The sequence below is a fragment of the Nostoc sp. UHCC 0870 genome (assembly GCF_022063185.1).
Lineage (GTDB): Bacteria > Cyanobacteriota > Cyanobacteriia > Cyanobacteriales > Nostocaceae > Trichormus.
Genome location: NZ_CP091913.1, coordinates 4,449,585 through 4,474,513 on the forward strand (window position 1 = coordinate 4,449,585; position 24,929 = coordinate 4,474,513).

At 43.1% G+C, this 24,929-nt stretch carries 25 protein-coding genes and 1 pseudogene; 10 read left to right on the forward strand and 16 right to left on the reverse strand.

Annotation, left to right across the window (positions count from 1 at the left end; translation table 11 throughout):
- The first annotated feature begins 81 nt into the window (after positions 1 to 81).
- The 6 genes from L6494_RS18720 to L6494_RS18745 all read left to right on the forward strand — a co-directional run bounded on the left by L6494_RS18720 (position 82) and on the right by L6494_RS18745 (position 6,287).
- Positions 82 to 1,212: a TOMM precursor leader peptide-binding protein gene (locus tag L6494_RS18720; protein ID WP_237989192.1), complete on the forward strand. Its 1,131-nt coding sequence runs from the start codon at positions 82 to 84 to the stop codon at positions 1,210 to 1,212.
- Positions 1,209 to 2,537, forward strand: coding sequence for a YcaO-like family protein (locus L6494_RS18725; protein WP_237989193.1), 1,329 nt, complete (start codon positions 1,209 to 1,211; stop codon positions 2,535 to 2,537). Before L6494_RS18720 ends, L6494_RS18725 begins: the two co-directional genes overlap by 4 nt.
- Positions 2,538 to 2,669: 132 nt before the next feature.
- Complete coding sequence (locus L6494_RS18730) at positions 2,670 to 3,404, forward strand: SagB/ThcOx family dehydrogenase (protein ID WP_237989195.1); 735 nt, start codon at positions 2,670 to 2,672, stop codon at positions 3,402 to 3,404.
- 102 nt (positions 3,405 to 3,506) lie between these two features.
- On the forward strand, positions 3,507 to 4,487 hold the full coding sequence (cofG, locus tag L6494_RS18735) for a 7,8-didemethyl-8-hydroxy-5-deazariboflavin synthase subunit CofG (RefSeq protein ID WP_237989196.1): 981 nt from the start codon (positions 3,507 to 3,509) through the stop codon (positions 4,485 to 4,487).
- A 173-nt stretch (positions 4,488 to 4,660) separates the two neighbouring features.
- The gene (locus tag L6494_RS18740) at positions 4,661 to 5,620 is read left to right on the forward strand and encodes an orange carotenoid-binding protein (RefSeq protein WP_237989197.1); all 960 of its coding nucleotides are present in this window, start codon (positions 4,661 to 4,663) and stop codon (positions 5,618 to 5,620) included.
- A gap of 340 nt (positions 5,621 to 5,960) precedes the next feature.
- Complete coding sequence (locus L6494_RS18745) at positions 5,961 to 6,287, forward strand: hypothetical protein (RefSeq protein ID WP_237989204.1); 327 nt, start codon at positions 5,961 to 5,963, stop codon at positions 6,285 to 6,287.
- On the opposite strand, the gene L6494_RS18750 is transcribed toward L6494_RS18745, so the two are convergent.
- The 8 genes from L6494_RS18750 to L6494_RS18785 all read right to left on the reverse strand — a co-directional run bounded on the left by L6494_RS18750 (position 6,288) and on the right by L6494_RS18785 (position 12,737).
- Positions 6,288 to 7,196, reverse strand: a complete 909-nt coding sequence (locus L6494_RS18750) for a HEAT repeat domain-containing protein (protein ID WP_237989205.1) — start codon at positions 7,194 to 7,196, stop codon at positions 6,288 to 6,290.
- Positions 7,197 to 7,249: 53 nt separating this feature from the next.
- On the reverse strand, positions 7,250 to 7,474 hold the full coding sequence (locus tag L6494_RS18755; RefSeq protein ID WP_237989206.1) for a hypothetical protein: 225 nt from the start codon (positions 7,472 to 7,474) through the stop codon (positions 7,250 to 7,252).
- A gap of 165 nt (positions 7,475 to 7,639) precedes the next feature.
- Entirely contained in the window at positions 7,640 to 8,455 is an 816-nt protein-coding gene (locus tag L6494_RS18760) for a HEAT repeat domain-containing protein (protein ID WP_237989207.1), read from the reverse strand.
- A 51-nt stretch (positions 8,456 to 8,506) separates the two neighbouring features.
- Complete coding sequence (locus L6494_RS18765) at positions 8,507 to 9,337, reverse strand: HEAT repeat domain-containing protein (protein ID WP_237989208.1); 831 nt, start codon at positions 9,335 to 9,337, stop codon at positions 8,507 to 8,509.
- A 122-nt stretch (positions 9,338 to 9,459) separates the two neighbouring features.
- A complete protein-coding gene (gene cpcA / locus L6494_RS18770; RefSeq protein WP_237989209.1) occupies positions 9,460 to 9,948 on the reverse strand; it encodes a phycocyanin subunit alpha in 489 nt (162 codons plus the stop codon).
- A gap of 96 nt (positions 9,949 to 10,044) precedes the next feature.
- The gene (locus L6494_RS18775) at positions 10,045 to 10,563 is read right to left on the reverse strand and encodes a phycocyanin subunit beta (protein ID WP_237989210.1); all 519 of its coding nucleotides are present in this window, start codon (positions 10,561 to 10,563) and stop codon (positions 10,045 to 10,047) included.
- A 598-nt stretch (positions 10,564 to 11,161) separates the two neighbouring features.
- A complete protein-coding gene (locus L6494_RS18780) occupies positions 11,162 to 11,908 on the reverse strand; it encodes a phycoerythrobilin:ferredoxin oxidoreductase (RefSeq protein WP_237989212.1) in 747 nt (248 codons plus the stop codon).
- Between the two features lie 94 nt (positions 11,909 to 12,002).
- Complete coding sequence (locus L6494_RS18785; protein WP_237989213.1) at positions 12,003 to 12,737, reverse strand: 15,16-dihydrobiliverdin:ferredoxin oxidoreductase; 735 nt, start codon at positions 12,735 to 12,737, stop codon at positions 12,003 to 12,005.
- A 125-nt stretch (positions 12,738 to 12,862) separates the two neighbouring features.
- Between L6494_RS18785 and L6494_RS18790 the strand changes: the two genes are divergently transcribed.
- The 3 genes from L6494_RS18790 (at position 12,863) to L6494_RS18800 (ending at position 16,268) form a co-directional block, all read left to right on the forward strand.
- Complete coding sequence (locus L6494_RS18790; RefSeq protein ID WP_237989214.1) at positions 12,863 to 14,845, forward strand: protein phosphatase 2C domain-containing protein; 1,983 nt, start codon at positions 12,863 to 12,865, stop codon at positions 14,843 to 14,845.
- A 17-nt stretch (positions 14,846 to 14,862) separates the two neighbouring features.
- On the forward strand, positions 14,863 to 15,513 hold the full coding sequence (locus L6494_RS18795; protein ID WP_237989215.1) for a Uma2 family endonuclease: 651 nt from the start codon (positions 14,863 to 14,865) through the stop codon (positions 15,511 to 15,513).
- A gap of 533 nt (positions 15,514 to 16,046) precedes the next feature.
- A complete protein-coding gene (locus L6494_RS18800; RefSeq protein WP_237996134.1) occupies positions 16,047 to 16,268 on the forward strand; it encodes a ferredoxin-thioredoxin reductase variable chain in 222 nt (73 codons plus the stop codon).
- Positions 16,269 to 16,273: 5 nt separating this feature from the next.
- On the opposite strand, the gene L6494_RS18805 is transcribed toward L6494_RS18800, so the two are convergent.
- The 6 genes and pseudogenes from L6494_RS18805 to L6494_RS18830 form a co-directional block, all read right to left on the reverse strand.
- Positions 16,274 to 16,495, reverse strand: coding sequence for a hypothetical protein (locus L6494_RS18805; protein ID WP_237989216.1), 222 nt, complete (start codon positions 16,493 to 16,495; stop codon positions 16,274 to 16,276).
- A gap of 121 nt (positions 16,496 to 16,616) precedes the next feature.
- Positions 16,617 to 17,409 (reverse strand): annotated as a pseudogene (locus L6494_RS18810) (YdcF family protein).
- A gap of 66 nt (positions 17,410 to 17,475) precedes the next feature.
- Positions 17,476 to 17,979: a hypothetical protein gene (locus tag L6494_RS18815; protein WP_237996136.1), complete on the reverse strand. Its 504-nt coding sequence runs from the start codon at positions 17,977 to 17,979 to the stop codon at positions 17,476 to 17,478.
- A gap of 80 nt (positions 17,980 to 18,059) precedes the next feature.
- Positions 18,060 to 19,601: a bifunctional aminoglycoside phosphotransferase/ATP-binding protein gene (locus tag L6494_RS18820; protein ID WP_237989217.1), complete on the reverse strand. Its 1,542-nt coding sequence runs from the start codon at positions 19,599 to 19,601 to the stop codon at positions 18,060 to 18,062.
- A 257-nt stretch (positions 19,602 to 19,858) separates the two neighbouring features.
- The gene (gene rplY / locus L6494_RS18825) at positions 19,859 to 20,158 is read right to left on the reverse strand and encodes a 50S ribosomal protein L25 (protein WP_237989218.1); all 300 of its coding nucleotides are present in this window, start codon (positions 20,156 to 20,158) and stop codon (positions 19,859 to 19,861) included.
- A 132-nt stretch (positions 20,159 to 20,290) separates the two neighbouring features.
- Complete coding sequence (locus L6494_RS18830) at positions 20,291 to 21,634, reverse strand: adenylosuccinate synthase (protein ID WP_237996138.1); 1,344 nt, start codon at positions 21,632 to 21,634, stop codon at positions 20,291 to 20,293.
- 330 nt (positions 21,635 to 21,964) lie between these two features.
- Here L6494_RS18830 and L6494_RS18835 point away from each other — a divergent pair, with 330 nt between their 5' ends.
- Positions 21,965 to 23,002 carry an adenosine deaminase gene (locus L6494_RS18835; RefSeq protein WP_237989222.1) on the forward strand — a complete coding sequence of 346 codons (1,038 nt, stop codon included), beginning with the start codon at positions 21,965 to 21,967 and terminating at the stop codon, positions 23,000 to 23,002.
- A 263-nt stretch (positions 23,003 to 23,265) separates the two neighbouring features.
- Here the strand turns inward: L6494_RS18835 and L6494_RS18840 are convergent, their stop codons facing one another.
- Positions 23,266 to 24,129, reverse strand: a complete 864-nt coding sequence (locus L6494_RS18840) for a DUF5331 domain-containing protein (protein WP_237989225.1) — start codon at positions 24,127 to 24,129, stop codon at positions 23,266 to 23,268.
- Between the two features lie 212 nt (positions 24,130 to 24,341).
- Positions 24,342 to 24,674, reverse strand: a complete 333-nt coding sequence (locus tag L6494_RS18845; protein ID WP_237989226.1) for a (2Fe-2S) ferredoxin domain-containing protein — start codon at positions 24,672 to 24,674, stop codon at positions 24,342 to 24,344.
- Positions 24,675 to 24,929 lie beyond the last annotated feature (255 nt).

A 24,929-nucleotide genomic window follows, 5' to 3' on the forward strand; every position in this document is an offset into this window, starting at 1 on the left:
AGTCCTTACTACAAACCTGATTCAAAATAAAACTAATCTCTCAGATTTTTATATAGAGATTGAGACAATAAAATCAAATCTATGCAATTAAATGATAGTAAGCGGTTGCGATTGTTAGAACACCTCGTTATTAGCGTTATACCTTCAGATGGTAATGATGGGGAAAGGATGATATTTAACACAACACGGCGGACATTAGAAGTTAAAGGTCAATCCTTGCAAGATGTGGACAGAGTTGTTTTTCCTTTACTCGATGGTAGCCGAACTATAGGAGAAATACGCCATGCTGTCCAAAAAAAGTTGACTAATGTTTCCCTAGACCAATGTTTAGAATTTTTGATTGACAATCGTTTAGTAGAAGATTTCGAGGAAGATGCAATTGATTTAGATACCCGCACTCAATTACTTCCTCAACTGAGTTTTTACCACGAGTTAGGCTTTCAAGCTAAGGATGTTCAAAAGCAATTAGCTAATGCTCGGATTGCTATATTTGGCCTAGGAGGCTCAGGCTTAATAGCTGCAATGTCATTGGCTGCTGCTGGTATCGGTTTTCTGCGTCTGTGTGATGATGCTTGCACAGTTCCTGCTGATGCAATGATGATGTCGGGTTGGGAACTCAGTCAAGTTGGTGCTGGGCGAGCAGTGGAAGCGGCTCAAAGAATTGAGGCGATGAGAGGAATTACCCAAACGCAGACGGTGACAGATCCTTTAAATGATGATGAAACAGTAGGTACATCACTGCAAGATGTTGACTTGGTTATTGTTGCTACCGATGCAGTATCAGTTAATTTAGCCTATCGCCTGAATAGATTATGCTTGCAGATGAAACGCCCATTGCTCCCAGGTGGAGTAGCGGGAGTAGAGGGAACTATAGGGCCGTTAGTCTTTTCTGAGGATGGCCCTTGTTACCTTTGCTATCGGATGCGCTCTATGGCTTGCGCCAAGCTGCCAGAGGCAAAATTGGCTCTTGAGCAGTTTCTCAACCGAGAACGGCGTTCTCAACCCCGTCTACGAGAAAATTTACCTATGGGTTATACCTTAGTTGGTAGTTATCTAGCCCTGGACGCATTAAAGATGTTGCTAGGTTTACCAATAGCTACTGATGGGAAATTACTGCATCTGGATTTGATTAGTACACAGTTGACTCATCATGTTGTACTGAAAAAACCCGGTTGTCCCCATTGTTCATCACATCAGGAGAGAACGCGATGAATGCAGTAGTTAGTAGTTCTCGGTGGCGGGATTTGGTCAGCCCCCATACTGGCATTATCCGAGCAATGGAGAGAATCAGCAAGCCATATACAGAGTGTGAACTGCCAGTTATTTGGCAGGCGGAATTAGGGTATTACCAAATTCGCAAACAGATAGAAAATTTACACTTCGGTATCGGCAAGGGTATGACTGATGAGCAGGCTATTTTAGGTGCTGTCGGTGAAGCCTTGGAACGTTACTGTGGAGGAATTGTTGACCGCCGGCGAATAGTAGTGAGTAGCTTTGCAGAATGCGATCGCCTACGGTGGGCAGAATGCCATCGCGCTCTACCTCCTCCCACATTTTACTCTTTTTCTGAACAACAATACTCTGACCCCAATTTTCCTTTTCCGGCATTTGATCCCACAATGCAGACTTCTTGGATTGCTGCTCAGGTACTTGGTAGCAACCAGGAAGTTTTTGTTCCTATGTCGTTAACTTATCTCGATTGGTGCGGGGAACAACCAGGGGATGATATTGTCCCAGCAACTTCTAATGGTATGGCTAGCGGCTCTTCTGTAGAGTTTGCCGCTTACGGTGGTTTGTGCGAGTTGATTGAGCGGGATGCTTTAATCATTACTTGGTTAAATCGCTTACCTGCACCGCGCATACATTTTCAACACCAGCCAGGAATATTAAGGGAAATTGCCCGTAATTACGCCAGATTTGATATTGAGTTAATCGCCTTTGATTTTACCACTGATATTAAAGTACCTGTAGTTGTAGCGATCGCTATTGACCATTCCGGTCAAGGGCCTGCCGTTGTCACTGGTCTGGGATGCCATCTAGATGGTCAAACAGCCCTTCGCAAAGCGATTTTTGAAATTTCTCAAGCCCGCCCTGGTGATCTCGAACGCATGGCTAATGGGGCTGGTGCTAATCTCCATAAATATGAAGATATCCAGAATATGGATGATCACAGTGCTTTTTTCTACTCCTCAGCACGGTTAGGTGAATGGGACTTTTTACTTCAAAATGACCAATCACTTAAAGTTGAAGATTTACCCACCTACACATCTGAATCAGAAGTAGAGAAATTACAAACAGTTGTCAACAGATTAAATTCAGTAGGTATTGAAGCGTATTTAGTCGATATTACCACCCCTGACATTGCATCGGTAGGTTTTCGCGTAGTACGAACTTTAGCTACTGAATTAGTACCTATCTATTTTGGGATTGGACAAGAACCATTAGGTAGTAAGCGTTTATTTGAAGTTCCAGAACGCTTGGGTTACGGTCGCCGGACTGAAGCTGACTTGAATCCTTGCCCTCATCCGATTGCTTAATTGGGGATTGGGGATTGGGGATTGGGGACTGGGGACTGGGGACTGGGATATTGTTACCCCAAGCCCTAATTACGAATTACGTAGCTTGCTTCTCGCTTTGCGAGTATTACGAATTAAACCGGAGTTGCAGCAATGTACAAAGCTAATGAACCTCTGGAATTAACTCTTCTTTATCACTGGAACTCTCCGCCGCCAACAGGTTATGTCAAGCAAGTTCCGGCTACTGAAATGCGGTATATGTCAGAGGCTGCGGTGATTGAACTACCAGCAGTACCACAGGATAACTACCTCACCAATTTATTGAGACAACGCCATTCTGTGCGGGCTTTTCAAGATACCGAGATGCCCTTGATTTCACTAGGGCAGTTACTTGATGCGGCTTGTGGTATCAATGGGTTACATGATGTAGAAGGTCACATCTTTGAAGGGCGTAACTCTCCATCTGCTGGTGGACTCTATCCAATTGAAATGTTTGTATCTATACAGGGAGTAACAGGATTATCTGCGGGATTATATCACTATGAACCCCGTGGTCATGGATTGCATTGGGTGAATGAGTCAGTACCCAGTGATTTTGTAGAACCTCTACTGCATCAGGATTATGTTGCGAATGCCAATGCTTTATTTATCATGACTGGGGTTTTTATGCGATCGCTCCATAAATATAGTACACGGGGCTACCGCTTTATCCTATTTGAAGCTGGTCATCAAGCTCAAAACATCTGCCTCATGGCTGTAGAGTTAGGGCTTGGCAGTCTTTGTCTAGGAGGATTCAACGATACAAGCATCAATCATATTTTAGGTATTGACGGTCAGCGTCATGCAGCACTTTACTGTATTGCTGTTGGTACGGAAAAAAGTTCCTAATCAGGACTTTAGTCCTAATTTTTCTAAGCACTAAAGTCCTTATAAACGACATAATATTTATTCGGGGGAGTATGTCAAAATTATTCAAAGCTTTCTATATATATGCTAGTTATAGATTCATCTATAGTTACCTACAGCCCTGCTTACACAATCGTTCCGACTTACGAGTGCTTTAATCGCTGTACCTACTGCAACTTTCGCACTGACCCCGGTCAAAGTCCCTGGCTGACGTTAGCAGCAGCAGAAGATATCTATAAAAGATTGCAAAATGAGCAAGTCTGTGAAATTCTCATCCTCAGTGGTGAAGTGAGTCCTCGCTCACCCAAGCGTGCAGCATGGTTTCAGAGGATTTATGATTTGTGTGAATTAGCATTAGGAATGGGTTTTTTACCGCATACCAATGCTGGCCTTCTGAGTTTTGCAGAAATGCAACAGCTAAAGAATGTCAATGTATCAATGGGTTTAATGCTAGAACAGTTAACCCCAGCTTTATTAAAGACAGTGCATCGCCACGCACCGAGTAAGTTACCAGAACTCAGACTGCAACAATTAGAATGGGCGGGAGAATTGCAGATTCCCTTTACAACTGGGTTATTGTTGGGAATTGGCGAAACCTCTGATGATTGGTGGGAAACCTTAGCAGCCATAACCCAAATTCATCAACGTTATCGCCACATTCAAGAAGTCATCTTACAACCCCACAGTCCAGGGAATCAGCAAACCTTTGACGCTCCATCTTTTGACCCCCATCAATTACCAGCCGTCATTACCAAAGCACGCCAGATTTTACCGTCGGATATTACAATTCAAATTCCGCCAAATTTAGTGAAAGATGAGCAATGGTTACTAGCTTGTATAGAAGCTGGTGCAAGAGATTTAGGGGGAATCAGTCCAAAAGATGAAGTAAATCCCGATTATCCTCACCTTCAACAAAAAGAATTAAGAGAAATTTTACAGCCTGCGGGGTGGGAATTAGTGCCGCGTTTACCTGTGTATTCCCAGTTTGATAGATGGTTGTCAGGAGAGTTGCAAGGGGCGGTAAATCGGTGCAGAAAATTTGTAAATTTATTGGCAATTCCCTAACTTGTAAGATTTTTCCTACTATTGCTGTCAGAACAGCTACAAAATCATATTAAATATGTTTACTTTTTGTTACAAATAGTTAATAATACTACTCATATACAGAAAAATAAAGCTGTAAACGCTAGTTAAGCGTTGAGCTTGATACTCCTTAAACCCATAGTCAAGGTACACCTATGCCTTTTACCATTGATTCAGCTCGTGGTATTTTTCCCGAAACGCTTGCTGCCGATTTAGTCCCAGCTACCATTGCCCGATTCGGTCAACTGAATGCTGAAGATCAGCTAGCTCTCATCTGGTTTGCTTACTTAGAAATGGGTAAAACAATTACCATTGCTGCGCCAGGAGCGGCAAATATGGTGTTTGCAGAAGCAACACTAAATCAACTGAAGCAAATGTCTTTTCGGGAACAAACTCAGGTGATGTGCGATCTAGCAAACCGTGCTGATACTCCTATTTGTCGTGCCTACGGAATTTGGTCTGCCAACATCAAGCTTGGTTTTTGGTATCAACTGGGACAGTGGATGGAGCAGGGTATTATAGCTCCTATTCCAGAAGGGTATCGCCTATCGGCAAATGCCGCAGCAGTCCTGCAAGCTATTCGCGGTCTAGAGTCTGGACAGCAAATTACCGTCCTGCGTAATTCTGTACTAGATATGGGTTTTGACCCCAATAAGTTGGGCAGCTACACCAAAGTTAGTGAAGCTGTTGCTGTGCCGAAAGACATGGCGGAAAGGATTCCAGTCGCTATTGAAGGTGTTGATAATCCAACCATTCTAAGTTACATGGATAACTTAAATGCCAATGACTTTGATGCGTTGATAGAGCTATTCACCCCCGATGGTGCATTGCAACCTCCCTTTCAAAAACCGATCGCAGGTAAGGATGCAGTCTATCGGTTTTTGAGAGAAGATTGTCAAAACTTGAAGTTGATACCAGAGCGGGGTGTTTCTGAACCCGCAGAGGATGGTTACACTCAAATCAAAGTTACAGGTAAAGTACAAACTCCTTGGTTTGGTGCTGGCGTGGGAATGAACATGGCGTGGAGATTTTTGCTCACTCCTGATAATAAAATCTTTTTCGTAGCGATCGACTTATTGGCATCTCCAAAAGAGTTGCTCAATTTGGTTCGCTAGTACGGGAGTAATTCTCCTTTCATACTGACAAAGAAATACACTTGGAAAATGGGGAGATAGGCTTAATAAGCCTATCTCCCCACTCATCCTAAATCTGTGATCTGATTCAGTAGACTAGACCTGTTGCAAAAGTCCGAAAATGAGATGTGTCATTGTGAACGAAATGTAGAATCTTTGAGATGTTTCGCTTCGCTCAACATGACAGCTTAAGGATGTATGCAAGAGGTACACTATCTACAATCAGGGCATAGCTTTGCTTTGTCCTGTAACGTCTGTATAAAATCTGTAGTTAATATAGGTAAAGATACTCTTGCTAAAAAGAGTGTCTTAAGATAAGCGCATGAAGGTAAACGAAGTTAGTTGGTCTGATTTAGAACAAGAAGTTGCTCACACCGCCTTTCAAACAGCATATGAGCGAGAAATCAACGCCCTGATTCAGGAGGTTCGCGACAACGCGAGTAAGATTCACGAATTAGAAGATATCTGGAGTTTTCATAACTTTCTCAGTGCCAGAAGACACGAGATTGATGGTAAGTACGATTACAACTATTCAGTTCTCGTATTTGTGTTTGCAACTCTGGTGAAACAGGGATGGTTACATTTAGATGAACTGAAGGGACTAGATAAGGAGAAGATTGCTAAGATTGGCTCTCTTTCCCGGATGTAGCTACCAATCATCTTCTGATTGGCGTTCAATTTGGGCGATCGCTAGTTTAGCCAATATTCGCACTACTTCTTGCTGATCCTGAAGCATTGCCTGTAATGGTTCTAAAGCACTGCGATCGCCAATTTTACCCAGGGAATTAATAGCTGCTTTCCTCACATCTAAATCGGTATCTTGAATTGCCAGAATTAAATGGGGAACAGAAGGGGGATAATTCACTTGTCCCAATGCTGATGCAGCTTCTGTACGGATGATCGATTCTGGGTCAGTTAAAGCAGAAACCAGAAGGTTGCAAGATTTTTCGTCTGACTGCTCTTGCGCCACATGACCAAGGGCCCCAATTACAGCACATCGCACATCCAAAGAAGCCGCGTTCAATGCTTGGTAAAGGTAATCTGCTGCTTCCGAGCCAATAAACGCCAACGCCCATGCTGCGTGACCTTTAATATCTTCGGGATGCTCGTTGGATGCCAGAATTTCTAGCAATGCTGGTACAGCCGCTTCTCCTGTTCTGGCTAACGCTCCAGCCGAGGAACTTCTAACTACAGTATCTTCATCATTCAGAAAGGCATGAAGCAAGTTTGGTACAGCACTTGAGTCAGAGATGATTGTGAGTGTTTTAGCCGCAGCCCGCCGCACAACCACATTAGCATGATTAGCCAGAGCCTCAACTAAAAAAGGCGTTGCCGGTTCACCAATTTCACCCAAGGTTTCAGCAAAGCGCAGTCGCACCAATCCACGCGGATCTCCCAACCCCTCCACCAGTTGTTTAAGAACTTTTTGATCTGTAGAGTCGAAGGTTTCTAGTGTAATCTGCTCATTCACCCTCTGAACCAGATCATCATTTTCAGCTTGAACTCGCAGGATTGGATCATCCACTGCTGGAGTTTTGGAGTTGAGCGAGTGACTCATCACAAATTCCCTATCACCTTGATTGTTAAATTATCTAGTTACCATCGGTCAAATTAGACTGACTGCTGCTGGCGGAGTGACTCCAGAGTTGCATCAATTTGGGCTAGCTGAGGTTGCAGACTAGCAAGTGCTTGTGCCTTCATGATTTTAGCGCGTTGTGCCATTGATAAGGTGTCATTAACCAGGCGATCGCGATATTGTTCCAATTCGGCGATCGCTTCGGTCAGTTCTTCCGGGTTGGCTTCATCAATTGAGGTAATTTCTGTACTATCAGCCATATTGGTTGTGTTTCCTAAAAGTAGTTTTTAAATGTTCTTGTTCGATTTTCTCAGATTCAGTTACCAAAATTCAAAATATTACCCTCGAACGAAGTGAAGGGTAAAAATTTAAAAATAAATATTGTCATGAGACGGAGCATTGCTACGTCTCTAATTTTTGGGAAATTAAGCATCACCAGTCTTTGGATCGATCGCCACTACTAGTTCTCGATATCGGCGTGGATCTCCTTCTGCTAACACTTCTCTTTCCTGCCCCTTACGCCCATACAAACCTTCCATAATTCTTTGCCAGTCCATAGAGGACAATGGTGAGGGTTGATTATCTATTGTTTGGGGCTGAGTTGCTGCTTGTAGGTGCTGCTGTGCCATCCAGACACGCCCACGCACTGCCCAACTTTCATCCTTGACAGCCATTTTTTCAAATTGTGACTGGATTTGCGATCGCCACTCTGGGTAAGTCACGGCAACTGCATCAGCCAGGAACTGTAAACCGACTACGGCTGAATAGCGTACTACCCATTCATCATCTTCCTGAGCCACAAATAGCAGGGCATCCATTGCTTCTGCTTGGGCAATTTCTAGGAGTTCATCAGGAAACCAGTGCCACTTCATCATTCCTAAACCCCTAGCAGCCGCCCGCCGGACGCTGAGGGCAAAGTCAGCCGTGGCTGCTCCCAATAAGGTTAATAACCCTCTGGGGTCGCCAATTCCTGCCAAGGCGCGAATTGTCCAAGCTCTGGCGGTGTAGTTATGGTTATCCAGTAGCTGCAAAAGAAACGGTACTGCGGGTTCTCCAAGTTGAATTAACCCATCCACAGCCGCCACTGCTGCACCTGGATTGTTATAGCTCAAAGAGGCAATCAAGGTGGGAATTGCTCCTTCTAAACGAGCTTCTGCCAGGTTTTTTACAGCTTCTTGCAAAAGGAGAGAAGAATCTGCGTCTTCTACTGCACGAATTAGAGTGTCAAGGTAATCAGCCATGAGGGAGAAGGGAAGCGATAAGTTATACCTTTTATATTTTCGCTCTTTCTGCTACAATAGCGCATCCATTAATTTCATTACTTTTATTGCCCCTGGCGATAAATCGGGTGGTGTAGTCTGTAGCAATTGCTTTTCTAGTAAACCCTTGAGGGAAATTAGCTTGAGGCTGTTTTCTGCCAGAGTTTCAGAAATTGCTTCGGCTGCTGGCAAGTACCCAATTGCCCCCAAATCTGCCAACACGGCTCGCCGTAGCTGCAAATCAGGGTGAGCTAGTGCTTGTACGAGGCGATCGCCATACTGATTAGATATTTCAGTTGCTTGAGAGGTTAGCTGGTACATTGCTCGCGCTGCGGCATACTGAATCCGGGGAATGAAGTGATCTAAAAATGTTTCAATCAAGGGAATGGCATCGATTGCCCCCAATGTTCCCAATGCCTCTAGAATGGCATCAAAGGGCTGGGTAAGTTGGGGTGGTTCTGGTGCTGGTAGTGTTCCCGGAACTTGATTATTGAGTAACTCGATCAGCCTAGGAATACAGGATAAGTCTCCTAACATCTCCAGAGATTGGGCTGCGGCTTCCCGAACATAGAAATCAGAGCATTCCAGTGACTTAATTAATGCTGGAACTGCTTGTTTCCCCCCCAATTTGCCTAATGCTCTCGCCGCATTCCGTCGCAGGGGATAGCCACCGGCATTAGTGCGATCGTCGTCGTCTTCTAGGGCTGCAATCAATACATCAATGGCTTCTGGGGCATCCACCCGAAAACGTCCTAACCACCAAGCAGCATATACTCGTAATCCCAAATCTTCACCCTGGAGATTTGCGATCGCCTGCTCTACAGTTAATTGGTTATCATCCCGGATACTAGATTCGTTGTCCATAGGGAAATGAGGGGAGGGAGACAACAATTTAAAATTAAGAATATAAAAAACAATACCCGGAGAAGTAAACAATCACTAACTTCTGTCAGTCATTGCATACCTCTCCGGGTCGAACCATCTGACTAGCTTAATGCGTTGATAGCGTAGTCGATGTAGGAGTTTGCTTCAACAGCAGGATCACCACTCAAACCGTGATTAGCTTTGATATATTTCAGAGCTTCAATATACCAGCTAGGAGATAGATCAAAAGTACGGTTGATTTCAGCAATACCACCGATCAGGTAGTCATCCATTGGGCCTGTACCACCAACAACTAGGCAGTAAGTAACCATGCGGAGGTAGTAGCCGATGTCACGCACGCACTTGTCTTTGCCTGTTTGGGTAGAAGCAAAGTTAGGGCCAGAGGTGCTGGTGGTGTAAGGATATTTGCTGTATACAGCATTAGCAGCACCAGAAGCTAGACTGGAAGCTTTTTCGCTCAATCCTTTTGCAGCTTCTAAGCTTGCTTTAGCTTGGCGGAAACGACCAAATGCGGTTTGAATTTCGGTGGAGCTAAGGAAGCGTCCTTGGGAATCAGCAGCTGCTACTGCTTCGGTCAAAGGGGTTTTCATGTCAGATTTTCTCCCAATAATCTTGTTTGATGAAATGGCTTTTAGCAATCGGTTCAGCTATCTGAAGCTGATGAAAAAAAATCAATAAATAGCTGATTAGGAAACCGCAGAAGCAGCTTTGTCAAAATAGCTTGCTACTTCAGACATCAAGCTGGCACAGTCGCCTCTGGTGATGCCATTGGTATCGCCAGCGATCGCCACAGCAGCATCTTTCATCTTTTGAACGCCAACTGCTACAGAAGCACCGGGAGTTCCTAGAGCCAAGTATGTTTCTCTTAGACCGTTGAGGCAGCGATCGTCTAGAATGCTTGCATCGCCAGCGAAAATAGCGTAGGTGATGTAGCGTAAGATGATTTCCATGTCGCGCAGACAAGCAGCCATCCGACGGCTAGTGTAAGCATTTCCACCAGGAGCAATCAACTGGGGCTGCTCTGCAAACAGAGAACGAGCTGCATTTGCCACAATTGTGGATGAATTGCTGGTAATACGGTTCACAACATCCATGCGCTTGTTGCCATCAGACACCATTGCACTCAAGGCATCTAGTTGAGAAGAACTTAGGTATTCACCCCGTGCATCAGCCTGGGAGACAACCTTTGCAAATGCGTCGAACATAAACTCAATCTCCTAATGTGTTTAAGTTGCGGACAATTTAGGTCAAAACAAAATCCGGTTAATTTAGGCGAAACAAGTCCTAAACAGCCGAAAAAGCATAGAACAGTGACCTGCGAGATGCGTTCCTTCCTTCCCACAAGGAAGCTTGGAAACTTTTACAGTTCTTAATAATTCAAGAACTTGACTCATCAGGCAACCAAACAAGTTGCACCTGTTTTGTCTATATTTTTGTTTATACTATGTCGTTGGATCGTTATTTATTACAAATTATCAAGAAGTTTTTACAATGCTGGAAAAACTTAACTGGTGAGGAATGCAATTACAGATGCAAAGGCAGATTCCATATACATCTTGCACAAAAGTAACTTTTATTTTCCAGGGTTTACATTCCAGAAAAATATTAACACGATTGTAAATAAAAGTTACAAATTATGATTTTTGCTTAATTCCAGATGAGGAAATGCCAAAAAAACCCAATTCATAATTCGCAATAAAAGGCGAGGAAGAAAAGAAGAAATTTGTCACCTGTCACCTGTCACCTGTCACCTATCACCTATCACCTATCACCTATCACCTATCACCTATCACCTATCACCTATCACCTAGTTGCCGCTAACTTTCGTTCCAGGTCGAATAAAAAGCCGTGGATATATTCTTCTGTCCACTCAGAACCGTAAAAACGGGTAAACATTCCCCGTGCTGGGTCTTTTTCAGCCCGGTAGTGCAGATAGCGCAGTTGAGCTTCCTGAATATCTGCTCTTTGTCGGGAGTCGGTTATAGGTTCTGCTTGATCAACAAAATCCAGGTATGCCTGGAGATAGTCCTTAAAGGCTGCAAACACATGGGTTTCCACAACCTCAGTTTGCTGGGTTCGCGTCCAGAGAAACGCGGGTGAGAAAAAGGGCTGGGCTTCTTCAGGAAAGTCTCCTCCCCAGGGTAAATGCTGCTGATATGTCTGAAAAATTGGCAGAATGGGCTGGGTATACTTTGCCTGATACTCTAAATTATCCCGAAATAGGGGTTGCATATCCAAGGCGATTAGGTGTCCTCCCGGCAAGGTAACTAAATCTGCTCCAAAAAAGGGCAGGTCATAGTTGAGGTGCGGGAAAATCACAAAATTTAACACTTGCAGCGAGTTACCCCCCTGGACATGGGCGGCTCGAATTTGCCGGAGTTTGGGAGATTGATAGGCGTAGCTGGTGGTTAAAACTTCTTCTTGATGTTTGCCTTTACCCACCGTTGCTTGCTTTGACTCAAACCCCACGGGAATTGGGTAAGGCTGCAAGTCTAGACGTTCGTGCAAAAGCGCGATCGCATAATCCAAAAATGGCTGATAGAGAGTCACGTCGCTGCGCTCCAAATTCAAAATTCAAAATTCAAAATTCAAAAATATTGCCCCCTGCCCCCTGCCCCCTGCCCCCTGCCTCTTATCAACTGCTCTATTTTTTGGCTGCCTTAGTCGCTAACGGTACAGCATCCTCAAACAGAAATTCATGCAAAAACCGCTCTGACCATTCATGTCCAAAATAGCTACTAAACAACCCAGAGGCTGGGTCACGTTCGGCACTGTATTGGTCGTAATCTTTTTGGGCTTTGATGATCCGTTGAATGTCTGACTGATCACTCAAGGGTTTGGCTTCTGCGAGCATCTGCCAGTACAGATTTAAATAATCTTTGAATGCCTCAAACACCCGTGTTTTCACAGTTTCTGCATCGGTTTTGGCGAACAACAGGTATTTTGAAAAATATTGATTAGCATCATAAAATTTCATTTCCAGGTCTTGCGCTAGGTCTGGATACTTCTGATGTAATGTCTGCAAAGGGTGGATGTACTTTCTTAGGTAAGCTTCATCCTGAAATAAAGGCTGGAAATCCATCACAATCAGATTTTTGATCTGACCGAAAGAGAGAAAATCGATACCAAGTAAGGGTAACTCGTAGTAGTGATTAGGATAAATTACACTATTAAGAATCTGGGCGCTTGCGCCTGCATCAATGTAAGTATAGCGGATTTTCCGATACTCAGGACATTGATAGCACCAGCTCTGAATGGTAGCGGGATTTCTACCGCGATCGCTCACCTGACACTCTAGTCCTGCCGGAATTGGGCGACTCTGCAATTTAAACCTTTGAAATAGGGATTGTTCCAGATGCTCAAGGAAGCACTTATACATAAGATTTATAGACTCATCTGCCTTAATCTCTGAGAATACGGGATTTGTTAACAAAGAGTCTCAAATAAGTTAAACAAAGTAACGATCCTTAACGTGATAACGCCAATTTTTAAATTAGTGCTTTTATGATTTCTACTCAGCAAGTAATTTATTGTATCAATCCCAACTGCGATCGCCCGATTAATGCTGTGGGTGATCTTGTTTGTGCCAATTGTCAAACACCTTTGGTTTACCGTTATCTCTGGGCTACTGGCTCATTAGCAGCTAAGATTACGCCAGGTATAAAGGTAGCAGATAGATATGAAGCGATCGCACCTCAAGTTTGGCTAGACACTCAGCCGGGATTTTCGCCAGATGTCCCCAAGAAATTACCACCAGTAATTATCCCCTATCTCCGTCTATACCCAGAGCGTTTACATCTCCCCCAAGTCTATGGATTTGTTCCCTCTTGGGAAGCAGGTGAAGATGATATTCTCTTACTGGAAAATGTCCCCATAGACGAACAAGGACATCTCTACCCATCTCTTACCGATGCTTGGAAACAAGCAACAGCCGTCAGACAAGTTTACTGGCTTTGGCAAATTCTCCAACTTTGGAAAACTCTATCAGAACTAGGACTTGGGCAAAGTCTATTGATTTCAGAGAACCTGCGAGTTCAGGGTTGGTGTGTGCGACTGTTAGAACTCCACGCTACACCTACAGAAAAACCTATTTTTCGAGATTTAGCCCATATTTGGCAGCCTCTAGCGGCATCTGCCAAAATTCCAGTCGCCGGAGAATTAAGTAACATTGTCCAGCAAATGAATAACTCTGAGGTAGAGTTTCACACTATTGCTACTCAACTCAATGCCTTATTACTCTCAACCGCAGGAGAATTACCCTTGACTCTCCAGGTGGTAGGTGCGACAGATACAGGAATGCAACTTACACAAAATGAAGATACTTGCTTTCCTCATAGCCTGGATAATTCAGACGATTCATTACTATCAAATCTGTCGATTGTTTGCGATGGTATTGGCGGACATCAAGGCGGCGAGGTTGCTAGTCAACTAGCAGTGCAGTCCTTAAAATTACAAATGCGTGCTTTATTAGCAGAGGTAGCACAACAGCCGCAAATAGTACCACCCAACTTGTTCCAGGAACAACTAGAGGCGTGCTTGCGGGTAGTAAATAACGTCATTAGCTACCGCAATGACGAACAAAAACGCCAAGGTAAAGAACGGATGGCGACAACTCTTGTGATGGCTGTACAAGTGCCGCAACGAGTGTTAACAGCATCTGGTTGGCAGTCCAATAATGCCCATGAACTGTACTTGGTGAATGTTGGTGATAGCCGCGCTTACTGGATAACTCATGAATATTGTCAACAATTGACAGTAGATGATGATGTCGCTACTAGAGAAGTTCGTTCGGCACGGTGCTTGTATCATCAAGCACTCCAAAGACCAGATGCTCATGCCCTCACTCAAGCCTTGGGAAGTAGAGATGCTGATTCTCTACGTTTTGGGGTTAAACGCTTGATTTTAGAGGAAGATGGCATATTATTACTGTGTTCTGATGGTTTAAGTGATAACAATTGGGTAGAAAAATCTTGGCAGCATTACGCAGTACCTATATTAAAAGGTGAAATGGCGATCGCAGATGCTGTTAGTCAATGGATTGATTTAGCCAATACAGAAAATGGTCATGATAATATCTCAGTGGTGCTGACCCTCTGTCGTCTCAGTAAAGATTATTTAGTGCCGATTCCTAAAACGCAGCCTCTAGCAGAGATTCCCAAAGAATTAGAACCACCAGAAATAGAAGAATCTTTTTTGGCAGAAATAGAAGAATCTGCTTTGGCAGAAATAGAACCTGAATCTACCTTGACAGAAAGTTCTCAAGCCCTGTTAGATTTAGAACTCACAGAAGAACCCAGCCCACCCCCACCCATAAAACCAAGCCGTCGGCGTAAATCTTTGTTAGTGCTAGGAAGTGTATTAGCCTTGCTAGTGGGGAGTACCAGTATAGGATTATTGGCTTTGTGGCAACTCTCTCCACAAACTTGGCAACAAATGTGTCAAAAATTACCCCAACAAGTCAAGCAATTGTGTCCACCACAGTATTAACAAATAGAGGTAGATAAATGATTCAGTCGCTACCAATTCCTATTAATGTTGACCAGTTTCTAGACTGGTATCCTGGTAATTCAACACAGTTTCGTTACGAACTTCATCATGGATTTATCAAACAAATGCCACCACCAACAGGTGATCATGAATTAGTTATCTCATTCTTGATCAAGCAAATTTTGCTAGAGTGCGCCCGTCTTTCAAAGCCTTATGAAATTCCTAAAATGGGGTTTGTTCAATCAACTGACAGTGAATTTGCTTTCTTACCTGACGTGGTGTTGTTGAATCGCTTTAACCTAGTCAACGAGTCATTATGGAGAAATAAATCAACCGTTAGTCAAGCATCATCAATCCCATTAGTTATAGAGGTTGTCAGCACAAACTGGCGTGATGATTACTTTACTAAGCTTGGTCAATATGTTCGCGTAGCGTCTCGAAGAGAAGCTATTGGCATCCCAGAATACTGGATTGTAGATTATGCGGCTTTGGGTGGTAGAAAATTCATTGGTAATCCTAAACAACCAACTATCTCGATTTACTCATTAGTTGAAGGGGAATACCAAGTTAAGCAATTCCAAAACGGCGATCGCATTGAATCGCTAACTTTTCCAGACTTAGCTCTAACTGCTGAACAGATTTTTCAATCTGCCAGTCTACTGACATAGAGACGGCCGAGCAAGATGCTCCATTAAGATAGAATACCGATATTGTTGTAGAATTGAATTTACCGTTAAAGCGTAAATCAATAACAAAGCGGGTTTTTCCTGGCACATTTGCCTATCTATCCTCAAAAAAGTGCTTCTCAGAGAGGAAGAAAAGCTGTTGTCAGTTTCCTTGGCTCAAAACTGCTTCTTAGCGACAAGTGCCGTATTTACGGGTAGACGCGAAAGTGTTTATGCAGTTAACGCTTAATTGCGATTAGGGACAAGGAAATACAGGACATTGACCCATAAACCTGTTAACACATTATAGGTCTAATCAGGATTTCTGATGTTAGTGACTAAATTACACTCAAAGCCTGCACGGGCAGGCTTTGTTTATATAGCAGGTACAGAAGCATGAAATAGAACATCTGTGAAGATGTGTACTATTGAAAGTCACTGTTGTCAACAGTCTATTTGTAAAAAGCTAGTTAGTTCAGTGAGGGTTAGCCGTGGAGACACTTGTGGAACAGCAAAAGCAAGGTGTAAAGGTTGATATGAAAGTAGGCGATCGCATTCGTGTTAAAGATTCAGTGGTAGTGTACCATCATCCTGAACATCGCGGTGAAGCTTTTGACATCAAAGGCATAGAAGGCGAGATTGTGGATATTGTTACCCAATGGCAAGGTAGACCTGTTAGTGCTAACTTGCCGTTGTTAGTCCAAGTTACTAAAAAATTTAAAGTCCATTTACGAGAAAACGAAGTAGAAATCATTTAAATCAATTATGAGCGGCGAAACCACCTCAAAATATTCACTTCGCCGCGCATTTTTTTCAGGTCTTGACGATTTTGTTCGGCAGTTACAGAGTACCACTCACAATAACGCTGAAACTCTAGGCGTGTTTGCACTTCATGATAAAACTGCTTAGTTGTTTGGTATGCAGCGAAACCTTCCTCAACTTGGGGTGGAAGGCCAGGTAAGATGTGCGGGAGGTGTTGAGACATGATTGGGGACTGGGGACTGGGGACTGGGGATTGGGGATTTTAAAAAGAGATCAGAAAAACAGAATTACGAATTACGTTAGCGTAGCGGGACGTTAGTCCATTACGAATTACGAATTACAAATTACACCCATCCGCGTATCGAATAAACAAAACTACCAATGTATTCTTTGAGTGCGCTAGTGAATTGGTGTAAGTTGTCGGTATTCGGTAATAAATTTAGGATAGCGGCTTTAGGAGAACTAGTTAGTTCTTGTAATTCCCCTTGAGTAACCAGAAAGTCTGTTGGTGCGGGGATAGCATCAATACCTTGACGCTGAAAAATTTTAAGCGATCGCGGCATATGTAATGCTGAAGTTACCAAAAGTATCTGACGAATACCGCGAGATTCTAGAATTTTTTTGACATTGACAGCATTTTCATAGGTATTCAGAGAGTCTGGTTCTTGAATCAGTACCTCAGACGGAATACCGATAGATGTGAGAATATCCGCCATATCAGCTGATTCTGATGAACCACTACCGCGCCAATCAATACGTCCGCCACTGAGTACGATTATAGGAGCTTTTTTTTTGGCGATATAGTTGAGCCGCATAAATTACGCGATCGCCTTGTTCACTCAAATCAACTGTTGGTCTAGGCGGAAAGGCTGATTTAGTTGCACCACCCAGCACTACAATTGCTTCAGCCGTTGGTAATTGTGCAGGTGGGATGTTTTGCCATTCTAGCGATCGCACCAGAGACTTAGCCACCCAAGCATTACTACACAATAATAATAAAATTAACGCCCAGGAGATAGCTACAGCCGCGATACGCGGTCTTTTCCGCAAAGTGAATAAGGCTACTACTAGGCTTACACAAGCTAGTCCTAAAGGGTAAAAAAATAGCGGTAGTAATTTAGAAAGATATAAAAACATATTGGGGGAAGGGAACAGGTTACAGGTGACAGGTTACAGAGGAGATTTTATCCCAATCCCCAATCCCTACTTATTCCAAAACTTAAAACTAAAACTACCGGGTGTCCGACGGTAACGACGGCTTGGCCTTCTTGTTTGCTGTCTTGTGATTCTACTGGTAGATTGTTCACCTTCTACATCTTCTAAAATTTCAACTGGTAATTGAGTTCTGGTTTCTTCTTTACTTCTCCACCAAGCAATAATCCAACCTCCACCTACAGCACCTATACCACCTAGTAAGATGCTCATGAGTGCTGGATATCCTAATAAGCCCAAACCTAGCAAGAAAAATAACCAGTATTTTAACCCGGCATCAATGCCATCAGAGGAGGGTACAGTGGGAGGCTGAGGACTATTTTTATTAGCACTAGTAAACCAACCTAAAATGAACCAACCGAGAATACCGAGAAAAATGCTTAGGGATATAGGTGTTCCCGTCGTGTTCAATATAAATATTATGAATGCCCCAAATATGATTTGAGATAATGACTCAGGGGAGAAATTGAATAAGTTGTTATTGTTTTGCGCCATGAGATAGGGGTGTAGGGGTTTAGGGGTGTAGGGGTGTAGGGGAAATTTACCCATACACCCTTTTCTTCATGAATGGGCTATTAGTTAATTACTTTTGACAATTGTGTTTGTGATGGCTGTGTTGTGTCCCAAATCTGCACGTAGGGTTTTTCAGTATCAGTAAAGGGTTCTGTTTGCTTGAGTTGCGAAGCTAATAAATCAACTGTTGCATCAGCAATATCACCAGTACGGTTGACAAGACGCTCTCGTACTACTTCTAAAGGTGCTGTACAGTAAATAATTTGCAGGGGTAGTTGGTGTTTTTGAGCTTGAGCGATCGCTTCCTGTCTAAGTTCTTGTTTATCATACTTAGCATCTAAAATTACGGTGTAACCTTGATTAGCTAGTATAATCCCCAAATTTAACAACCGCGCATAAGTTTTCTGGGTCATTTCCGGCGTATATAAATCATCGCCTCCACGTTCATACAGGGGAATTCCTCCCAAGTGTTTCCTGACTGCATCTGAACGTAGATGAATTGCTCCGGTTTGTCGCGCTAAATATTTGGCTGTCGTACTCTTTCCAGAACCAGACAAACCCGACATTAAAATTAGTTTTCCTTGTTTGGGTTTAGTATATTCCCAAGCAAGTTTGTAGTATTGCGCTGCTGTTTTACTTGCTTCTTCTTTGACTGTTGCAGGTACACTGGGGTCATCTAACAAAAATGATGTCACCTTAGCTCGCACATAAGACTGACGATTTAAATATATAGGTAATACCTCTAATCCCTCCCAATCGCCAGTCTGCTCTACATAAGTATTAAGATAGGCATTACTCAAATCAGGACGTTGCTGTGCTTCCAGATCCATCACCGCATAAGCAATATCAAACATCACATCGACAAAGCGAAACGGTTCGTTAAACTCAATACAATCGAACAGCAAAATTTTATCTTGCCATAGACAAATATTTCTCAGGTGTAAGTCGCCGTGACACTCTCGAATATAGTCATTTTGGATGCGACGCTGAAATAACTCTTGTCGTTCTGCAAAGAAACGCTCAGTGTAAGCTTTAGTTTCGTCAAACTGCGCCTGAGTTTGAGGTCCACCGATGTATTTTGCGGTTTGTTCGTAATTCTCATCAAACGCAGCTCTGATTTGAGATACTTCCCCAAAACTACGGATGTAATCATTTGTCTCAGTTTTGACGTGGTATTGAGCTACTACCCGTCCTAATTCTTCTAAATCGGTTTCTTTTAACTTATCGTCTGCAAACAGTGAACTAAGTAGAGTCTCTTGGGGAAACTGACGCATTTTTACTGTGTATTCAACAGGATCACCCGTTCCTCCTAGAATGTGTTGCTCACCCTCCAAAGTTATAGGTAACACTTCCAAATACAGTTCAGCTGCTCCTCGTTTATTTAAGCGCAACTCTTCCTGACAAAAATGCTGGCGTTTCTCCAGGGTGGAGAAATCCAAAAAACCAAAATTGACTGGTTTTTTCAATTTATAGGCATAGTCACCAGTCAGCAATACATAAGAAACGTGGGTTTGAATTAATTGAATCGGTTCTTGTACAGGATGGGGATAGAATCCCGGCTGTAACATTTGTTGAATTAAGGCTGGAAGAGTTATTTCGGACATAAAAATTTTGGCTGAGTAATTTGTCAAGCTAATTTTGATGGTTTGTAGTAAGCACTTTAGTGCTTAAAAAAATCAGGACTAAAGTCCTTACTACAAACTGGCTTACTTATGGATTGAAACTTTAAGCAACTATTAGATAATTACAGAAAAAGTGAAGAAAGCCAAACAACAAAAAACCAGGGTTTTATCCCTGGTTTTATCAGTAATTATTACAAACTTTAGATGGCAAGTTAAGACAAATTTTGCCACTCACGGCCTTAGCCTTTAGCAGTTGCAAAAAAGCTGATGTGGTAAGGATTACCTTTTGCTGGATGTATCTGAACTTCTCTAAGTACAGTTTTACCAGTCCATTGCAATTCAGGGATACTGAGTTCAATTTCCGTTTTGTTAACAGCAGCTGCTTTCAGTAGACGTTCTACGATTTTGGCATCAACTACTAAAGAAATTGATTCTCTAGCATTGTGACCGTATAAGTTAGCAGGGATAAGTCCAGAACGGCGTAAAGCTTTAGGTTTGCTTCCTTCGGGTCTGGGTTTAGATTCGACAGTCAGAGCCATAAAATTTATCAGTTGTTATTTGTTATTTGTTAGTTGTCAATGGTCAATGGTCAAAAAACTTGAGACTCATGACTCATTACTCATGACTCACTACTCACTACTCAGCACTCAGCACTCAGCACTCAGCACTGACTAAGCACTTAGCAAAGAAGCTGGAGTACCATCGGGGTGAAGTAAGGCGCGTTTTGGCCCGTGAATTGGGTCTTCTACAATTATGGTTTGATCGCGGCTAGCACCTAAAGAGACGATCGCGATCGGGACTTCCATCAATTCTGCTAAGAATTTCAGATAGTCCAGTGCTTGCGGTGGCAAGTCTTCCAGGGTACGGCATTCGGTTGTTGGCACTTGCCAGCCTGGTAAGGTTTTGTAAATGGGACGACACCGTGCAAAAGTCCTAGAACTAGTGGGGAAGTGTTCAGATCGTTCGCCATCTATTTCATAGGCGACACAGACTTGAATTTCCTCTAACTCGTCGAGAACATCTAGTTTGGTAATCGCCATACAGTCCATACCGTTAATTCGCACGGCATAGCGACCGATAACGGCATCAAACCAGCCACAACGCCGTTTACGTCCGGTAGTTGTGCCAAATTCTGCCCCGCGATCGCACAGTAACTCACCTAACTCACCGTGCAACTCGGTAGGAAATGGGCCTTCCCCAACTCGTGTGGTGTAGGCTTTAGAAACCCCAATCACCCGGTCTATCATTGTCGGGCCTAACCCTGTGCCAACACAAGCCCCCCCAGCTACAGGGTTTGAGGAAGTGACATAAGGATAAGTTCCATGATCTAAATCTAGGAGAGTACCTTGCGCTCCTTCAAATAATATGTTAAGCCGCCGTTGCACTGCATCATATATCTTCAGCGAGGTGTCAACAACGTAAGGCCGCAGACGTTCTGCATAACCTAGATACTCTTCAATTACCTGCTGTGGATCTAAAGGTGGTAGGTTATACAGCTTTTCTAAAATAAGGTTTTTATTATTAATTGCCCATTCCAACTCGTCGCGCAGGGCATTTTCATCCATCAAGTCTAGTATCCTAATCCCTGTACGCTCTGATTTATCAGCGTAAGTAGGGCCAATCCCTCGACCAGTCGTGCCAATCTTATGGCTTCCCCGTCGTTCTTCTGATGCCTGATCTATTAATCGATGGTAGGGCATCGTAACGTGGGCTGTCTCAGAAATGAGCAGATTTTTAGTAGAAATATTTAAAGTTTCTAATTGGTCGAGTTCTTTGATCAAAACCTGTGGATCGATGACCGTACCACAGCCGATGACGCACTTAGTTTCTGGGTACAAAATACCAGAGGGAATCAGGTGCAGTTTAAAGGTCTGACCTTTGACTACAATAGTATGTCCAGCATTCACACCCCCTTGGTAACGTACTACCACATCTGCGGAGCGGCTGAGTAAGTCAGTTATTTTACCTTTTCCTTCATCGCCCCATTGGGCGCCTATAACAATGACGTTAGCCAAGCTTTTATTATTGAGGTAAAGTTTCCACAAAGAACCATTATCAACATATTTTGCAAGATTTGTCAATGGGAATTAGGAATTGGGCATATTCAATGAGTGGATTTTGGATTGGGATCTCAATACCAAAATCCAAAATTCCTCTGTCACCTGTCACCTGTCACCTGTCACCTGTCCCCTGTCCCCTGTCCCCTGTCCCCTGTCCCCTGTCCCCTGTCCCCTGTCCCCTGTCCCCTACTCTGAACGAATTGACACAATCTTCATTGCAGTACAGAGGGTTTTTCTCAGTATATTTGTTAATATTATTAAACTTTTTATAGACAAAGTATCACTATGGCATTATATGCTGAGTTGCACAGACACTTGGGAGGCTCTGTTGTCCCCCGTGTCTTATGGCGTTATTTTGAGCGACATTCATCAGAGTTAATTTCCCGTTTTAGCAATTATCCAGAATTTGAAGACTTTTACACTCGTCCGCGCAATACTCTAGACGAATATCTAGAGTTGCATACTTTAGTAGAAAGTGTACAAACCGCAGAGACGTTACCGTACTTTATCTCTCGCCTAGTGCGGGGTGCTTATATTTTTGAAAATTTGGCTTATCTGGAACTCCGTTATACTCCCTATTTGCGGACACCAGAGCATTTGAGTCAGTCCCAGCGAATTGACAAGATGACGGAAATTGTGGAAGTAGTGGGAAAAGCCAGCCACTTGCCAGAATATCCAATTGTGACTAGCCAAATTCTCTGTATGCACTCGCGGCTACCCTATGAAGTGAATAAGGCGATTGTTGATTTAGCCGCGCAAAACAGACAATATATTTGTGCGATTGACGTAGCTGGAGGTGATAGTCACTATGCCGATCGCCTGACAGAATTGATTAGTCTATATGATTATGCGCGATCGCTGGGAATTAACACCACAGGACACCTGTATGAAACTACAGATGGCTGTTATCCAGAATTGTTACCTTACCTTTTGCGAATTGGTCACGGTATCCAAATTCCCCTATTGTATCCAGAGTTACTTCCAGAAGTGGCAAGACGTAGGCAGTGTTTGGAGGTTTGCCCCACAACTTACCTAAAAACAGGTACTTTACAAGATATCCGTCAACTTAAGTTAGTGTTTGACCGTTGTTTTGAGGCTGGGGTAGACATAGCTATTTGTACAGATAATGCTGGACTGCATAATGTTCGTTTGCCATTTGAGTATGAAAATCTTTTAACTTACGACATTATCAATTTTGAACAGCTGCAAGCCTGTCAGGATGCAGCTTTTCGTCACGCCTTTGCTTGGCCTTATGCTCAACGTCCAGCATCTCTGTTGAACGGTTTGTTAAAACCTGAACCTGTCAAGGCTTTGGCAAATTAGAGCTTTACTTAAGTAGCCAAATTGTTAGCTAAATCTGCTTAAAGATATCTAAAAAAAGTAGCGTTAAGCGCTGTAAAATCATAGTATGTCCGAAAACCAAGGACGCACAAACCAATCAGCCTTTTCGTTGAAAAACAAAAAGTAAGGTCGGCTTGACCTGAACTTAACGCCTGTGGACAAGAAGTAGCCTTCTACCTTGGAAGAAGCAGGAAGAAATCACTAAACCTAGTTTCACTAAGTTTAGGTAAGTATTTCAGAGCAGGCTACATAGAAACAGCCTCGTCTGAATTCCACCCAGTACCCAGACAAAATTCATCCACCCAAGAAGCCAGATTACTGGCATTAGTATGGGGTCTAGGATTAAATTTGTTCGCTGGTGCGGGTGGTTGTTTATGCACATATTGCCCGTTTTGGGAAATTTCCGTTACCATTTTTGACGATATTAATGTCTTGGGTGTACCGGGAACTTCAGTAGTGATTTCTAGTGAACTGACTACTTTTCCATTGCGGGGTTTGGTGCTAGTTAATGACAGGGATGTTAAAGATTTGTCTTTTTTCGGTACTTCCAGAGTGATAGCGAATAACTGTCCTCGTTGAGAGGATGATTTGTGGATAGTAGACTTTATATTCATTTTGGCAGTAGTTGCGATCGCTCTTCCAGATGTCCTGACTTCTGTGGCGATCGCTGGCAAAACTTCCACATGATGTGAACTTGGCATTACTACCAACTTTTCCAAAGTATGTACATTGGTTAGCGTCTGGGGAACATCCTGAACCGTGAGTGCAAATGATGTTACTGGTTGCTCCTCTGGATATTCTGGTTCGACTTTGGTGAGAGCCAAATTCATCTGTGATTTGATTAAGCCCAACTCTTTGTCAGGATTAAAATTTAAACCCAAAGCTGCAACTATCTCATCAGGATTGTTATTCAGTTCCATCACAAAAGCTAGAATCTGATCAAATTCTGGCTCTAAAACAGACAGTGTTGCCAAAATAAACCCAGAGGAAGGCCGGCGTAAACCATCATAGGCAGCCCAAACTCTCAATTTGACTAACCAAGGACGATTTTGCTCATAATAATCTAGCCACTTCATTTTTAAGGATTGACGCAGCTCCTGAATATTCATCGGATGCCTCGCTTGAGTCAACAATAGTGCAGAACTGTTATCAGTTAACAGTTACCAGTTATCAGTTATCAGTGCAAGGAAAACCCGATAACTGATAACTGAATTAATTGCGTTAGCGTAGCGGGACGTTAGTCCATTGCGTTAGCGTAGCGGGCGTTAGCCCATTGCAAATTGCGAATTGCGAATTGCGAATTGCGAATTGCGAATTAGTTTTATCCCTGGGGATGAAACCGATAATAGAGCATCTTTTGAACTCTGTGACCACCTAATAAATGCTTTTCGATAACTAGAGGTACTTCATGGGGTTGAACGCCGCTATACCAAACCATATCAGGTAACACCAACACTATCGGCCCATTACCACACTGTCCTAAACAACTGCTAGCTGTCACCGTCACTTCCGCAACTGGTAAAGCCGCAAAAGCCGCTAATACTTCCTTTGCACCTTGTTTTTTACAGGTGCGATTTTGGCAAACTCTCACACATCTATGAATAGAGGGTGTTTCTGTAGCTGGGGAGTTAAATTCTTGAATGAAATTGGACATAGGTAATGTTTCCCACCCTGCAAAAAACTTAGTTAATAGTCAAAAGTCCATAGTCTAAAGTCAGAATGACTACCAAGTAGAACGACTTGAAAAAACCAAACTATGTTAAGTAATGTAAAAAGACTAGGATGGAGTTCGTAGTAAGGACTTTAGTCCTTTTTTGTTCCCTGCGGGACGCTCCGCGTTCGCGCAGCGTCTGTCTACGACACGCTCCGCGAACGGAGAGAACGCAGAGAGAACTAAAGTTCTCACTAC

Bases quoted from the DNA above. Each gene is read 5' to 3' on its own strand.
- L6494_RS18750 (WP_237989205.1), bottom strand. From the start codon at position 7,196: ATGAGTCACTCGCTCAACTCCAAAACTCCAGCAGTGGATGATCCAATC.
- cofG (WP_237989196.1), top strand. From the start codon at position 3,507: ATGCTAGTTATAGATTCATCTATAGTTACCTACAGCCCTGCTTACACA.
- L6494_RS18840 (WP_237989225.1), bottom strand. From the start codon at position 24,129: ATGAATATTCAGGAGCTGCGTCAATCCTTAAAAATGAAGTGGCTAGAT.
- L6494_RS18790 (WP_237989214.1), top strand. From the start codon at position 12,863: ATGATTTCTACTCAGCAAGTAATTTATTGTATCAATCCCAACTGCGAT.
- L6494_RS18845 (WP_237989226.1), bottom strand. From the start codon at position 24,674: ATGTCCAATTTCATTCAAGAATTTAACTCCCCAGCTACAGAAACACCC.
- L6494_RS18785 (WP_237989213.1), bottom strand. From the start codon at position 12,737: ATGTATAAGTGCTTCCTTGAGCATCTGGAACAATCCCTATTTCAAAGG.
- L6494_RS18730 (WP_237989195.1), top strand. From the start codon at position 2,670: ATGTACAAAGCTAATGAACCTCTGGAATTAACTCTTCTTTATCACTGG.
- rplY (WP_237989218.1), bottom strand. From the start codon at position 20,158: ATGGCTCTGACTGTCGAATCTAAACCCAGACCCGAAGGAAGCAAACCT.
- L6494_RS18815 (WP_237996136.1), bottom strand. From the start codon at position 17,979: ATGGCGCAAAACAATAACAACTTATTCAATTTCTCCCCTGAGTCATTA.
- L6494_RS18755 (WP_237989206.1), bottom strand. From the start codon at position 7,474: ATGGCTGATAGTACAGAAATTACCTCAATTGATGAAGCCAACCCGGAA.
- L6494_RS18745 (WP_237989204.1), top strand. From the start codon at position 5,961: ATGAAGGTAAACGAAGTTAGTTGGTCTGATTTAGAACAAGAAGTTGCT.
- cpcA (WP_237989209.1), bottom strand. From the start codon at position 9,948: ATGAAAACCCCTTTGACCGAAGCAGTAGCAGCTGCTGATTCCCAAGGA.
- L6494_RS18795 (WP_237989215.1), top strand. From the start codon at position 14,863: ATGATTCAGTCGCTACCAATTCCTATTAATGTTGACCAGTTTCTAGAC.
- L6494_RS18740 (WP_237989197.1), top strand. From the start codon at position 4,661: ATGCCTTTTACCATTGATTCAGCTCGTGGTATTTTTCCCGAAACGCTT.
- L6494_RS18835 (WP_237989222.1), top strand. From the start codon at position 21,965: ATGGCATTATATGCTGAGTTGCACAGACACTTGGGAGGCTCTGTTGTC.
- L6494_RS18725 (WP_237989193.1), top strand. From the start codon at position 1,209: ATGAATGCAGTAGTTAGTAGTTCTCGGTGGCGGGATTTGGTCAGCCCC.
- L6494_RS18820 (WP_237989217.1), bottom strand. From the start codon at position 19,601: ATGTCCGAAATAACTCTTCCAGCCTTAATTCAACAAATGTTACAGCCG.
- L6494_RS18805 (WP_237989216.1), bottom strand. From the start codon at position 16,495: ATGTCTCAACACCTCCCGCACATCTTACCTGGCCTTCCACCCCAAGTT.
- L6494_RS18765 (WP_237989208.1), bottom strand. From the start codon at position 9,337: ATGGACAACGAATCTAGTATCCGGGATGATAACCAATTAACTGTAGAG.
- L6494_RS18720 (WP_237989192.1), top strand. From the start codon at position 82: ATGCAATTAAATGATAGTAAGCGGTTGCGATTGTTAGAACACCTCGTT.
- L6494_RS18760 (WP_237989207.1), bottom strand. From the start codon at position 8,455: ATGGCTGATTACCTTGACACTCTAATTCGTGCAGTAGAAGACGCAGAT.
- L6494_RS18775 (WP_237989210.1), bottom strand. From the start codon at position 10,563: ATGTTCGACGCATTTGCAAAGGTTGTCTCCCAGGCTGATGCACGGGGT.
- L6494_RS18800 (WP_237996134.1), top strand. From the start codon at position 16,047: ATGAAAGTAGGCGATCGCATTCGTGTTAAAGATTCAGTGGTAGTGTAC.